The organism is Bacillus spongiae (assembly GCF_037120725.1).
GTDB lineage: Bacteria > Bacillota > Bacilli > Bacillales > Bacillaceae_K > Bacillus_CI > Bacillus_CI spongiae.
This window is the reverse complement of sequence record NZ_JBBAXC010000001.1, coordinates 94,402-107,758: the sequence shown is the minus strand read 5'-3', so window position 1 is coordinate 107,758 and position 13,357 is coordinate 94,402. Positions and strand designations below refer to the sequence as shown.

Here is a 13,357-nt window from a genome sequence, read left to right as displayed (position 1 = left end):
ATTCCTTAGGAAACAGGAAATCGACTTCAGTTTCATACCGTTGAAAATAATTGAGAAGATAGAAGAGATTACTCTACTATCCCTAGTAAAAACCCATCATACCCTTTAGAACCAACGGTTTGAATAGCCGTAGCATCTATTCGTGGCTCACTCGAGAACAATTCAATACAATCACGCACTCCTTGTATGTTTGGGTCATGCTCATCTTCTTTCAAGACCTGGCCATTTCTGACGACATTATCCACAATAATCACAGCACCAGGTTTACATAGCTTTAGCCCCCACTGCACATAATTCGCATTGTTCTGTTTATCTGCGTCAATAAAAATGAAATCAAAATGATGATAGCCCTTCTCTTCTATAGTTGGCAATGTTTCAAGTGCAGGGCCGACCAAAATCGTTACCTTATCCTTTAAACCCGCATTACGAATATTTTGCCTTGCGACACTCGCATGCTTTTCACTATATTCTAACGACATGATCTGACCATCATTTGGTAACGCTCTAGCTAGCCAAATACTACTGTAGCCGCCAAGAGTTCCTATTTCTAAAATGTTGTTTGCCTTTTTAAGCTTTGCAAGCAAGTAAAGCATTTTCCCTTGATTTGGCGATACATCAATTGCAGGAAGTCCCGCCTCTTCATTCGCTTTAAGAACTGATTTCATCACTGGATCCTCTTGTTGGAGATTGTTCTGAAAATAAAGATCAACATTATTCCAAATAACAGGAACTGTCATTGTATACCCTCCCTTTATCTCCATGCTTCATTCATTAATCTTACCTTACATATCTATGCTTCTAGTATACATAAGAATACGCTCTTTTCGGTTATAGCTGCTCGATGCTTGCTTTCCTTAATGAAGTGACTTTTATCGATGTAACATATAGCCATTTAATCTTGATTCGGCACTCGCCCTTTATTATCGGAGATTACAGGTTCAAGGGAAGGTCACATAGTACTGCTGTTGAAGGTTGGATAAGACTAGACTTGTCGTGTATTAAGTTGTACAGAATTTTATGATGAATACTAATTTAATTTTCTACCTTGTTCTGTAACCAACTAAACAATTGACGGTTATGACGTTAATAAGGTATATATAGGATTTTATATTAAAATAAAACATATACTATGTAACTGTCGAGGCAATCAGGGAGGATATTTATGAGTACTAAATATAAACATTTCATAAAAGCAACCGGACTTTCCTTGTTCATTACGATTTTTTTCGTTGTGGGTAGTCCTCAGTCTGTTACAATTGACCATTTACTTTTCGTAGTTGTCGCTTCGTTCATAAGTGCTTATTTGATCTCAATGATCAATACAAAAGCATACGAAAAGTTTGTAAAAGACACTGGCAATATTTAAAAGTCCATTTCACTTCATGTATGGTGTGCGTTAGTTCAACAAAAGCAAATCGAAAGAACAGTTTCGTTCTGCATTTAAACGGAACTGCTCTTTGTTATTTTAGGAACCTACTTGAAAGCCATTGTCCTATAAGGGTTTACCATCCTTTATTGGAGAATCAATACGAGATATCATTAAAAGACAACAACGATCTCTATCAAAATTCTCCTTTATTGGAGTTTTACTAATAAGAATTGCACAAACCTATTAAAATATAAATGTTAATCCTTTATCAACTCCATCTATCTAAATCAATTATAAGATTGGGTCACATAAATCCACACTATCTTCAGTCTCAGTCCATTTAGAATAGATTTCCAAAGACCATTTTTCTAGCAATCTCTTATGTCCATTCTCGTCAATCCATTGATGCAAATGAGTATGCACATGATAAATTTCAGATGCATGTCCATTAAAATGGAGGATTCCATACTTTTGTGCAGGGACAATAAGGCTTACCATCCCTTCCGGAATATCCTCAAAGTCATAGACCTCATGACAAACCCAGTAGCCATCGTCATCTTTTGATGTCCCTGCGACTTTAAATGCACCGATGAGCTTAACAGGCTCCACTAAATGCTTTATCTCATCTTTGCGACGAGCTAATAACATAGATGCTTTTGGAATCTCTTGTCCATATCCTTCCATATCTTCGCAAACGACACGAAAGCCAACTAATTTCTTTTCCCCAAGTTCTTTTACACCTTTTATTGTGATGGGATTCACTTTTTCCATCTCTTTATCTCCTCCAGTTAAAATTTGGTTTGTAAGTTTCTGCAAAATACCTATTTCCACAAACAGACTTCCGTTTCCTTTTTATTTCTAATTGTTTTAATTGTAGTCTGTTCTAACATTCACGTTCACCTAATAATCAATACTGTTAATGTGGTCAAGAAAAATCATAATGGTGGAAAAAATTTGATCAAAAAGAAGCCATTTTGAAAAAGGATCGATCAAAATGGCTTCTTTTTATTATTAATTATGATCATAATGCTTGAACAATTTCGCCCTTTCCATTATCATCCGCACACTTTAGAGGAAAATAAACAGGTTACTAGCAAATGGGAGAGAATTACGGCATTAGTGTTGAAGGGAGGAACAAGGTGAAACGCTATTTTAAAACGAGGATAAGAACAGGGGTCACTTTACATGCCATTTTTTATTTGTATTAGAGTAGCATTCCCTTGGTTTAATTCTTTAACTTGATGAGCATCCGATCCATATACAAGTGGGATTTCTCGTTTTATCGCTTCTGCTATTACCCAACTAGGAGGATAGGGTTCTCGACATAATGGCTTTGCAGTACCTGCTCCATTCCAATCCAGTTCATAATTTTTTTCTTTCATAATGTTTAAAATATCCAGGATTTCTCGTTCAAATCGTTGATTCGAAGGATATCTTTTATGGAATTTTCTTATTAGTGTCATATGACCAATTCTCTTTGGTTTATAATCCCCTAAATTTGAATGTAAAGAGAGTTTTAACGTATTAAAATAATAACGATGAATATTGTCGACAGACCCGTATGCCCTTATCATTTTTTCAAATTCATCAGGACTATAATCCAAACAGTTATAGTGTGAGCCTTTTTTAAGGAAATGGACAGATAAAATCGCATCATCTAATCTTGGGCCAACCTCGTTTAAGAAATTCTTTGTTTCCTCTTCAAACCCTTCAATATAATCCACTTCTAAACCTACGTTTATCTTTAGTTTCTTACGGTATTCATATTTAATCTTATCAACCTCTTCGAAGTAGTTTTCTAGAGATTCATATTTCATAGCACTATCCTCATATGGTGTTGGATCTACAAATCCATCTGGTAAGGGTGCATGCTCAGTAAATGATATCTCTTCATACCCTAATTTAATGGCTCTCTCAACATACTCTATTATTTTATCGCTTGTACCATGTGGACAATATGGACTATGGATATGGCCATCCTTCCTCAACATCGACCACCCCTTTCTTACTCTATTATTTCTTTCAGTGCCGTAATAAGAGCTCGATTTTCAGCTTCCATTCCAATGGTTACTCTTAAGTAGTTAGGCAATCCCCAAACACCACCGTACCGAACGATGATTCCTTTTTTTAATAACTGTTCGTATATAGAAAGAGAATCCACTTTAAAATCCACTAGGATAAAATTACTCATCGTCTTTACATAGGTAATACCCATTTCCCGGAAAGCATTATATAAGTAATTACGCCCTTCTTCATTTACCCTCCTTGAATCATCTACGTGTTTGATATCATTTATCGCCGCTTCAGCAGCAACTTGTGCTAATGTATTTACATTAAAGGGTTCTCTAACTTTATGAATACAGTTAATGATTTCTGATGAAGAAATGCCAAAACCTACCCGAATCCCTGCTAGACCGTATATCTTTGAAAAGGTTTGAATAATAATAAGCTGCTTACCACTCTTAACGTACTCTATTCCATTTGAATAATCTTCACTAGTAGCATATTGAGAGTATGCTCCATCAAACACGACAAGTACATTTTGTGGGAGCTTTTGAAAAAAGGTATCTAAATCATCCTTTTTAATGTATGTGCCCGTAGGGTTGTTCGGAGAACATAAATAAATGATTTTTGTTTTGTCCGTAATAGTATTAATAATTAAACGTAAATCATAATGGAAATGATTCGTTAGCGGTACCCTTACGATGTTAGCACCCATTAAATTTGCTCCAAACTCATATTCACTAAATGAAGGGGAGGGTACTATTATTTCATCTCCCGCTTCTAAAAATGTCTCTGAAATTAACGTAATCAATTCATCAGCACCATTCCCAATTACAACCTGATCATTATGAATATCATAATGGGAACTAATCGCTTCTCTAAGATTCGTTGTATTTGCATCTGGATATCTATGAAGTTCAGAAGTATACTTCGCAATTGCTTTCTTCGCGAGTGGCGAGACACCTAAAGAGTTTTCATTTGATGAAAGCTTGACTACTTCTTGAATGCCTAATTCCTGTTGAACCTCCCAAATCGGTTTTCCAGGTGAATATTCTTTCATTTTATTTATCTCTGGACGAGTTAGACTTTTGATATTTTGGTTATTCAAGTAAATTCCCCCTAAGGAAAGATGTTCGCTAAATGGGAAGACATTTATGCAATTAGATTTTTCAATAACCCTTCTATATCTTGTTTAAGGATTTTGGTTGCGTTTTTCCAAAACGGATAGCACTTCTTTAAAGGGAAGGTTTTGTTCTTCTAGTAAAACAAGCAAATGATAGATGAGGTCAGCAGCTTCCCATTTTAATTCCTCATCATCACGGTTCTTCGCAGCTATAATAACCTCAGAAGCCTCTTCTCCTACCTTTTTCAATATCTTATCTAATCCTTTTTCAAATAAATAAGTAGTATACGCCCCTTCAGGTCTTTCTAGTTGACGCTTTTTTATAAGGTTTTCAAGATTAAATAGAATATTGTAGTCTTTCAGACTGTTGATTGATGATGATTCTGTTTCTTCAACAAAAATACTCTCAGTAAAACAACTTGTCGTACCATTATGACAAGCTGGCCCAGCTGGTTTTACGAGCACAACTAAAGCATCCTTATCACAATCATATTTCATATCTACTATCTGCTGTGTATTCCCACTCGTTGCCCCTTTATGCCAAATTTCCTGTCTAGATCGACTAAAAAACCACGTTTCCTTTGTTTCAATTGATTTTGTTAACGAAACAGAATTCATGTAAGCAAGGGTTAACACTTCCTTCGTAAAGAAATCTTGCACAATGGCAGGAATTAATCCCTTTTCATTAAATTTAATCTCTTTTATGTTCATCTGACATGAACTCCTTCTTCTCTTAAATAGGCCTTCACTTCTTCAACTGATGTTTCCTTATAATGAAAAATAGAAGCAGCTAGTGCAGCATCTGCTTGTCCCATCGAGAAAGCGATTTTAAAATGATCCGCATTCCCTGCTCCACCTGAAGCAATCACGGGCACGGTGATGGCTTCACTAACAGCTTTTGTTAATTCGACATCAAACCCTTTTTTCTCTCCGTCTCGATCCATACTAGTTAATAAAATTTCTCCAGCGCCTCGTCTTACTGCTTCTTTGGCCCATTGAATAACTTCTAAATCAGTCGGGTTCCTTCCACCATGTGTATAGACTTTCCAAGTACCTAATGTTTCATCGAACTTTGCATCGATGGCAACCACAATACATTGTGTGCCAAAAAAGCTTGCACCTTCTGAAATGAGGGACGGGTTGTTTACAGCCGCTGTATTCAGGGATACTTTATCCGCTCCAGCTCTTAGAACGCTCTTCATATCCTCCATTGAATTTATCCCCCCTCCTACAGTAAAGGGAATCGCAAGTTCCGAAGCAACTGACTTTACAACATCAACCATTGTTCTTCTACCTTCTTGGGAAGCTGAAATATCTAAAAAAACAAGTTCATCCGCCCCTTGCTCATCATAAAACCTTGCCAGTTCAACTGGGTCTCCTGCATCACGAAGCTCGACAAACTGTACTCCTTTTACAACCCGTCCCTCTTTTACATCAAGACAGGGGATAATTCTTTTTGTAAGCATATTACATTTCCACCTCTTTTAAGGCTTCTGCTACTGAAAACCTGCCTTCATAGATTGCTTTTCCAACAATTGCACCTGAAACCCCCAGATTCATTAATCCCTTTAACGCTTTTAAGTCATTCAATTTACTTACACCACCTGAAGCAATCACCTGTTTCCCGGTTTCCTTAGCTATCCGTTCAATGGCTTTAAGATTTGGTCCAGAGAGCATTCCATCAGTAGCAATATCTGTAAAGATAAACGTTTCGGCACCAGCAGCTGCAAATCGTTTACCTAATTCTACTGCCATTAGATCAGAAGTATTTAACCAACCATGCGTCGCAACATAACCATCCTTCGCATCAATACCTATCGCGATTTTCTTCCCGTATTTTTGAATCATTTCAATCGTGAAATCAGGATTTGAAACGGCAACACTACCAATAATGACCCGTTCGATTCCATTATCCAGATAGCGAATGATATCCTCCTCACAACGAACTCCACCGCCGATTTGAATTTTCACATTCAGTTCCTTAGCAGCTTGAATTACAAATGTATCGTTGACCCTGTTTCCATCTTTAGCTCCATCTAAATCAACCATATGGATCCATTCTGCACCTTGACTCACAAATTGTTTAGCCATTTCAAAAGGAGAATCCCCGTATACCGTTTCCTTAGCGTAGTCCCCTTGTAAAAGACGTACACATTTTCCCCCTCTCATATCAATCGCAGGGTAAATGATAAAACTCATAACACCGTCAACCTTTCCTAATCATTTCTGTAAAATTTCGTAATAGCTCCATTCCAAGCTGACCACTCTTTTCTGGATGAAACTGCATTCCAAATATATTTCTTTTCCCTACAACTGCTGGGACTTCCACATCATAATAGCAATTTGCAATAATCACTTCAGCGTCACTGACATTCACATAATAGGAATGGACAAAATAGACATAATCCTCTACTAACAAATTTAAAATACTGGAAGAACGAGTAAAATGAAGTTTATTCCAGCCCATATGTGGCACTTTATAAGCTACTCCATCTTTCGTTTGTCCTGAAAACCTATTTACATGACCTGGTAGTAGACATAACCCTTTTGATCGTCCATTCTCTTCACTGTCTTCGAATAGTAGTTGCATACCTAAACAAATACCCAATAGCGGTTTTCCGGTTTTGGCATATTGTTTAATCATCTCTGCTAGACCCGATTCGTTTAACTGAACCATTGCATCCTTAAAGGACCCAACTCCAGGAAGGATTAGCCCCGACGCATTCATTAATCGTTCTTTTTCATCCGAAATAAAATATGGAACATTTAATCTTTCAAGCGCCTTACTTACACTAAATAAATTTCCCATTCCATAGTCGATGATGCCAATCACTTTATAACATTCCTTTCGTTGATGGAACGCCCTTAATTCTAGAATCGACAGTAGTCGCTTCATCAAGAGCCCTTGCAAGTGCTTTGAAAATGGCTTCAATGATATGGTGTGTATTTTGTCCGTAATGGACGATAATATGAAGGTTCATACGCGCTTCTAAAGCAAGCTTCCACATGAATTCATGTACTAATTCTGTATCAAAGCTTCCTACTTTTTGGTTGGGAAAGTGTGCGCGCATTTCTAAATGAGGACGATTACTCAAATCAACAACAACCTGTGCCAATGTCTCATCCATTGGTACAAATGCGTTCCCATAGCGTTTTATACCCTTTTTATCGCCAAGAGCCTCGCGAAGAGCTTGCCCTAAGCAAATCCCAATATCTTCTGTAGTATGATGATCATCTACTTCGATATCACCTTTGGCGTCTACCGATAAATCAAACTGACCATGCTTTGCAAACAAATCTAACATATGGTTTAAAAATGGAACCCCGGTTTCCAGTTTTGCTTGACCTTCTCCCTCAATTGTTAAGGATAATTCAATGTTTGTTTCGCTCGTTTTTCTCGTGACACTTGAGGTTCTATACATGTTTGTTCCTCCAGTCATTCTCTTCAATTTCACCTTTTGTTTAACTTCACTTCAATCTTTCTTCAATCGCTCTCGCGTGAGCTTCCAAACCTTCTAGTCGGGCGAAGGAAGCGATTTTATGTGCATTCGTATTGAAGGCTTTTTCACTATAAATAATCACACTTGATTTCTTTTGGAAATCATCTATATTTAACGGACTTGAAAAGCGCGCTGTTCCGTTTGTCGGCAAAACATGATTGGTTCCTGCAAAGTAATCTCCAACTGGTTCTGAACTGAACCTTCCTATGAAAATCGCACCTGCATGCTTTATTCCCTCTAGATGCTCCATCGGTTTCTCTGTCATGATTTCAAGATGTTCTGGTGCCAATTGATTTACTACGGCAATGGCCTCCTCAATCGCATTAGTAATGTATATAGCCCCGAAATCATTAATTGATTTTTCCGCAATATTCCTTCTAGGAAGCGTAGCTAACTGTTTTTTTATTTCATCGTTTACTGCAGTCGCAAACAATTCTGAAGGAGTAACGAGTACGCTTGAAGACCTTTCATCATGTTCTGCCTGTGATAAGAGATCAGCAGCCACTTCATTCGCCCGCGCGCTTTCATCTGCTAAAACGACAATTTCACTTGGACCAGCAATCATATCAATATCAACGTCACCAAATACTTCTCTCTTCGCCAAAGCAACATAAATATTTCCGGGTCCAACAATTTTGTCGACTGGCTGAATAGATTCGATTCCATAGGCAAGGGCAGCAACCGCCTGAGCTCCACCTATTTTATATATTTCTTCTACTCCTGCTTCATTTGCAGCTACAAGTACTGCCGGAGGGAGCTTTCCATCTATTCCTGGAGGTGATACCATTACGATACGATCAACACCGGCCACCTTCGCAGGAATCACATTCATTAATACAGAAGATGGGTATGCAGCTGTCCCTCCAGGAACATATACCCCAACGGAATGAATTGGAGTTACTTTCTGTCCAAGCATAGTTCCATTCTCTTCCGTCGTCATCCAAGATGCTCGAAGTTGTTTTACATGATAAGATCGAATATTCTCAGCTGCTTCTTGAATAACGGAAACAATTTTTTGATCGATTTCCCTATAGGCCTCTTCTATTTCATTTTGCGTAACAGCGAATGATGTAAGGGATGCTTGATCGAATCTCTCTGTATATTCTTTCACCGCCTCATACCCACGTTTCCTCACATTATCAATAATTCTTTTTACAGCAATTAGCTGTTCCTCTGTCCCTTGTTCAACCGATCTTTTAATAGAGACCGTATCAGTAACCTTCATTATTTTCATTTTTCTCACCTCAGCTTATGACTCCATGAATCGTTCTTTGTTAATGACCTGATTTAATCGTTCCACCATATCGCTAATTCGATGATCCTGCATTCGGTAACTGACAGGATTCACAATTAAACGGGATGTAATATTCACAATACGCTCATATTCAATTAACCCATTTTCTTTAAGTGTTCTTCCAGTCGAAACGATATCTACGATTCGGTCAGATAACCCTATTATTGGAGCCAATTCGATTGAACCATTTAACTTAATAATTTCTACTTGTTCACCTTGTTCTCGGAAGTAAGTAGCAGCCATATTAGGGTACTTTGTCGCTATTTTGGGCGTCACATCATCCATTTTTGTATTTGGGAGGCCCGCTACCGCTAAATAGCAATCACTGATTTTTAAATCTAACAACTCGTAAATATCTCGTTCTTCTTCGAGCATTACATCCTTTCCAGCGATCCCTAAATCAGCAACGCCGTGCTCAACATAAGTAGGGACATCCATTGGTTTTGCTAATATCATACGGAATTTCTCTTTTTCAACATCAATAATTAACTTTCGTGAGTCCTCAACTTCAGGAGGGAGACTATAGCCTGCCTGAAAAAGAAGGTCTACTGCATCTTTAAAAATACGACCCTTCGGCATTGCTATCGTTATATAATCGCTCATTTGTCAGACTCCCTTCCAGCCTTTCCAATTAAGAAGGTAATATCTTCATACTGGCTCGTACAAGCATCGATTTGCTTCACTCCATTTATATCTTGTAAAACGACATTTAATCCTTGTTTACGTTTTTCCTTCCCTAATTGATACGCTTCTCTGCGTCTTTCTTCACTAAATAAAATGCATAGTGCTGGTTTACTATTTGCCGTATGACCTATTGCCTCCAATAAACGGTCTAATCGAAGAGCAAAACCTGTCGCTCCTGTATTTTTCCCGAATTTTTGAAGAAGTAAATCATATCGACCACCATTCCCGATCGGAGAGCCAACTTGATCTGAATAGACTTCAAATAATATTCCTGTGTAGTAGCTCATATGACTAACAAGTGTCAAATCAAATTTAAGTGTTTTTTCCATACCATAATCAACCATTGTTTTCCATAGATTCTTCAATTGAAGGATTGATTCTTTCCCCTTCTCATTTTCTATCAATGCAAAAGCGTTCTCAATCACTTCTTCACTACCACGCAGCTTTAAAAAATCTAATAGTCGCTGTTTGTCAATCGAGGAAAGTGACAGAGAGTTTACATGCTCTCGATAACCAACATAATTTTTTTTGTATAAAAATTTCGTTAATTCATTTGCCCGCTCCTCCGTCCCTAAAATTTGCAGGAAAAATTCCTGGACAAACCTAATATGTCCAATTGAAATTTGAAATGTATCGATACCTGTTTCTTTTAAAGCAGAAATTAAGAGAGCAATCACTTCTCCATCTGCACTGACAGTGTCATCAGCAATGCACTCAACACCAATTTGTTTGAATTCAGCAGGTCTTCCACCCTCTTTTTGTTGAGCACGATAAACGTTAGCTGAGTAAGCTAGTCTTAGTGGCTGATCCTCATTTAACAATTTTGATGCTGCCACACGAGCAATTGGAGCAGTCATTTCCGGTCGTAAAACGAGGGTATGACCTTCATGATCTAATAATTTAAAAAGTTGCCAATCGAGAATAGCCGATGCTGTTCCGATTGTTTCATAATATTCTAAAGCCGGAGTCTCAATAAATTGATACCCCCACCTCTTTATTTCCTTTGCAATGGTTGACTGTACTTGGGCCTTTGTCTCATATAAATCTGGCAATGTATCTCTCAAACCTAATGGTTTCTCAAACATAAATAATTGACTCAATGCTGATCACCTTTCTGAATCTTCCTGAATACTTTAGTTCGCTAATATATTAGCGAACTAAATGATTTTCTTATTGTACCCTCGTTTCATAACTTCGTCAACTAAAAAACTTGCCGTTTACAGACAAGCCTTTCGTATTTTATGGTTAAACGTATAAAACTATTTATTTCGGCAAAAGAATCGTCAGTAACTCGTTCAAATTAAGACATAGCATATTTTAACTGGACTACTAATATCTTCTTAAAAGAACCCAACTCATTATCAATGTTCTGGCTTAAAAAACTTGTCTCCCTGTTCTTCTCCCTCCTTAACCAATGAAAAGGAAACACTACATACCATCTAAGTAAGAAATCATGTTACCAATCATTGAAAAAAGTGAAATAATTTTCTTATAAATTCATAAAAAAATTTATTGCGTTAAAGAAGAGATTCATGTAAAATAATTTTAAATTTTATAATTTATCTGACAAAAGCGTTGAAGAGGAAAAGTAGAATCGAGGTATTTTATACAGAGAGCTTCGGGAGCTGAAAAGAAGCTAAAATCCAGATTTGAACAATGGCCTCTGAGTTTCGTGCCTGAAAGGAATTTTCCTAGTAGGGTACGACGAGTGTTGATACTCGTTACCCTAATCACAGTGTAAGAGTTTATAATACTCCGCACTTGTCGAGGCTATATTGGCGACAATATAGCGAAGTAAGGTGGTAACACGGGTATAACACCACGTCCTTATCTTTTTTAAGAAGGGATGTGGTGTTTTTTATGTTTTAAAAGAGAGGTGAAGACATCTTAGTTAGTGAAGTGGCGTAATTAATATAGAAAGAAAAGGAGAGAGCTTGATGAGTAAAGCAATAGTATTTCAATCAGATTTTGGCAGGAGTGATGGGGCAGTATGCGCGATGTACGGCGTTGCTCATTCTGTTGATCCAAACATACAGATATTCGATAGTACTCATGATATTCCTCCATATAATATTTGGGAGGCTTCCTATCGTTTAAATCAAGCGGCTTCCTTTTGGCCGAGGAATACTGTATTTGTTTCAGTAGTCGATCCTGGTGTTGGATCGGAACGAAAAAGCGTTGCAGCTAGAACCATACAAGGACATTATATTATCACACCGGATAATGGAACACTTATGCATATTCATCATTTTTGCGGGGTTGAGGAGGTAAGGTTGATTGATGAGAGTATTCATCGTCTACCGAATTCAGAAAAGTCCCATACGTTTCATGGACGTGACGTCTATGCTTATACAGGGGCAAGGTTAGCGGCGGGTTCGATTGATTTTGAAGCAGTTGGTCCGAAACTACCACTTGAAGATTTGGTCATGCTTCCGCTAAATAGGGCCATCAGATCCGACCATGAAATTACGGGTATGGTGGAAGTGTTAGACGTTCGATTCGGTAATTTATGGACGAATATTTCTCGTGAATTAATTGAACAATTTGGCTTTACGTTTGGAGATGAATTGGAAGTAACCATTCAGAAACACTCACAAAACGTGTATAAGAGCAATGTAGTATACGGCCGGTCCTTTGCCGTTGAGGAAATTGATCAACCCATCTTATATGTTAATTCGCTCGATTCTATTGGGCTAGCGATTAATCAAGGGTCCTTTGCCGAGACATTTAATATTGGCACGGGTCCTAATTGGAGAATCAAAATTAAATCTAAAGGAGTTTGATGAAAATGCAAAAGTTAACGACTAAGACGATTGTGGCAATTGGGATTGGTACCGCTGTGTTTGTTATATTGGGGCGGTTTGTAGCGCTACCCACTGGGATTCCTAATACAACGATTGAAACATCCTATGCTTTTCTAGCTCTAATGGCAGTGATATTTGGTCCGGTAGCAGGAGGTTTAATTGGTTTAATCGGTCACGCATTAAAGGATGCTATTTTCTATGGTTCTCCATGGTGGAGTTGGGTACTTGTATCAGGAATTATTGGTATTTTCATCGGTTTGCTCTCCAAGCGAATCAATATCGAAGAAGGTTCATTTGGGTTGAAACAAATCATTTCATTTAATCTCGTTCAAGTCATTGTTCAAGCCATCGGATGGGTGCTCATTGCCCCTTTATTAGATATATTAATTTACGCAGAACCTGTTAATAAAGTATTTGTTCAGGGCCTTGTAGCTGGAGTTGCTAATATGGTGACCATCGGGCTAATCGGTACGTTTTTACTTATTATGTATGCGAAAACTCGGACTGCATCAGGAACCCTCGAAAAAGAGGAGACTTTTTAAGAGAAGTATAGGGGAGAGAAATAAAAGAAGAGCTTAC

At 37.7% G+C, this 13,357-nt stretch carries 15 protein-coding genes and 1 other annotated feature; of the genes, 3 read left to right on the top strand and 12 right to left on the bottom strand.

Features of this window, described 5'->3' with window-relative positions:
• Positions 1 to 68: 68 nt before the first annotated feature.
• Positions 69 to 737, bottom strand: a complete 669-nt coding sequence (locus WAK64_RS00505) for an O-methyltransferase (RefSeq protein WP_336584962.1) — start codon at positions 735 to 737, stop codon at positions 69 to 71.
• Positions 738 to 1,162: 425 nt separating this feature from the next.
• Here WAK64_RS00505 and WAK64_RS00500 point away from each other — a divergent pair, with 425 nt between their 5' ends.
• On the top strand, positions 1,163 to 1,366 hold the full coding sequence (locus WAK64_RS00500) for a hypothetical protein (RefSeq protein ID WP_336584961.1): 204 nt from the start codon (positions 1,163 to 1,165) through the stop codon (positions 1,364 to 1,366).
• A gap of 294 nt (positions 1,367 to 1,660) precedes the next feature.
• Here the strand turns inward: WAK64_RS00500 and WAK64_RS00495 are convergent, their stop codons facing one another.
• From WAK64_RS00495 to WAK64_RS00445, 11 genes are all read right to left on the bottom strand, one after another.
• Complete coding sequence (locus WAK64_RS00495; RefSeq protein ID WP_336584960.1) at positions 1,661 to 2,140, bottom strand: GyrI-like domain-containing protein; 480 nt, start codon at positions 2,138 to 2,140, stop codon at positions 1,661 to 1,663.
• 410 nt (positions 2,141 to 2,550) lie between these two features.
• Positions 2,551 to 3,360 (bottom strand): histidinol-phosphatase HisJ, encoded by an 810-nt coding sequence (gene hisJ / locus WAK64_RS00490; RefSeq protein ID WP_336584959.1) that lies wholly within the window; start codon positions 3,358 to 3,360, stop codon positions 2,551 to 2,553.
• A 14-nt stretch (positions 3,361 to 3,374) separates the two neighbouring features.
• Positions 3,375 to 4,481 carry a histidinol-phosphate transaminase gene (hisC, locus tag WAK64_RS00485; RefSeq protein WP_336584958.1) on the bottom strand — a complete coding sequence of 369 codons (1,107 nt, stop codon included), beginning with the start codon at positions 4,479 to 4,481 and terminating at the stop codon, positions 3,375 to 3,377.
• An 84-nt stretch (positions 4,482 to 4,565) separates the two neighbouring features.
• Positions 4,566 to 5,207 (bottom strand): bifunctional phosphoribosyl-AMP cyclohydrolase/phosphoribosyl-ATP diphosphatase HisIE, encoded by a 642-nt coding sequence (gene hisIE / locus WAK64_RS00480; RefSeq protein WP_336584957.1) that lies wholly within the window; start codon positions 5,205 to 5,207, stop codon positions 4,566 to 4,568.
• Positions 5,204 to 5,962 carry an imidazole glycerol phosphate synthase subunit HisF gene (hisF, locus tag WAK64_RS00475; RefSeq protein WP_336584956.1) on the bottom strand — a complete coding sequence of 253 codons (759 nt, stop codon included), beginning with the start codon at positions 5,960 to 5,962 and terminating at the stop codon, positions 5,204 to 5,206. Before hisF ends, hisIE begins: the two co-directional genes overlap by 4 nt.
• Before the next feature lies 1 nt (position 5,963).
• Complete coding sequence (gene hisA / locus WAK64_RS00470) at positions 5,964 to 6,695, bottom strand: 1-(5-phosphoribosyl)-5-[(5-phosphoribosylamino)methylideneamino]imidazole-4-carboxamide isomerase (protein WP_336584955.1); 732 nt, start codon at positions 6,693 to 6,695, stop codon at positions 5,964 to 5,966.
• Between the two features lie 7 nt (positions 6,696 to 6,702).
• Positions 6,703 to 7,329 (bottom strand): imidazole glycerol phosphate synthase subunit HisH, encoded by a 627-nt coding sequence (gene hisH / locus WAK64_RS00465; protein ID WP_336584954.1) that lies wholly within the window; start codon positions 7,327 to 7,329, stop codon positions 6,703 to 6,705.
• Between the two features lies 1 nt (position 7,330).
• A complete protein-coding gene (hisB, locus tag WAK64_RS00460; protein WP_336584953.1) occupies positions 7,331 to 7,918 on the bottom strand; it encodes an imidazoleglycerol-phosphate dehydratase HisB in 588 nt (195 codons plus the stop codon).
• A 46-nt stretch (positions 7,919 to 7,964) separates the two neighbouring features.
• Positions 7,965 to 9,230 (bottom strand): histidinol dehydrogenase, encoded by a 1,266-nt coding sequence (hisD, locus tag WAK64_RS00455; protein WP_336584952.1) that lies wholly within the window; start codon positions 9,228 to 9,230, stop codon positions 7,965 to 7,967.
• 15 nt (positions 9,231 to 9,245) lie between these two features.
• Positions 9,246 to 9,893: an ATP phosphoribosyltransferase gene (hisG, locus tag WAK64_RS00450; protein WP_336584951.1), complete on the bottom strand. Its 648-nt coding sequence runs from the start codon at positions 9,891 to 9,893 to the stop codon at positions 9,246 to 9,248.
• On the bottom strand, positions 9,890 to 11,074 hold the full coding sequence (locus WAK64_RS00445) for an ATP phosphoribosyltransferase regulatory subunit (RefSeq protein ID WP_336584950.1): 1,185 nt from the start codon (positions 11,072 to 11,074) through the stop codon (positions 9,890 to 9,892). The genes hisG and WAK64_RS00445 overlap by 4 nt, the downstream gene beginning before the upstream one ends.
• A gap of 466 nt (positions 11,075 to 11,540) precedes the next feature.
• Positions 11,541 to 11,806, top strand: a binding site (T-box leader).
• Positions 11,807 to 11,911: 105 nt separating this feature from the next.
• On the opposite strand from WAK64_RS00445, the gene WAK64_RS00440 reads away from it, so the two are divergent.
• Together WAK64_RS00440 and WAK64_RS00435 are read left to right on the top strand one after the other, a co-directional pair.
• The gene (locus WAK64_RS00440; RefSeq protein ID WP_336584949.1) at positions 11,912 to 12,757 is read left to right on the top strand and encodes an SAM hydrolase/SAM-dependent halogenase family protein; all 846 of its coding nucleotides are present in this window, start codon (positions 11,912 to 11,914) and stop codon (positions 12,755 to 12,757) included.
• The gene (locus WAK64_RS00435) at positions 12,757 to 13,320 is read left to right on the top strand and encodes an ECF-type riboflavin transporter substrate-binding protein (protein ID WP_336584948.1); all 564 of its coding nucleotides are present in this window, start codon (positions 12,757 to 12,759) and stop codon (positions 13,318 to 13,320) included. Before WAK64_RS00440 ends, WAK64_RS00435 begins: the two co-directional genes overlap by 1 nt.
• Positions 13,321 to 13,357 lie beyond the last annotated feature (37 nt).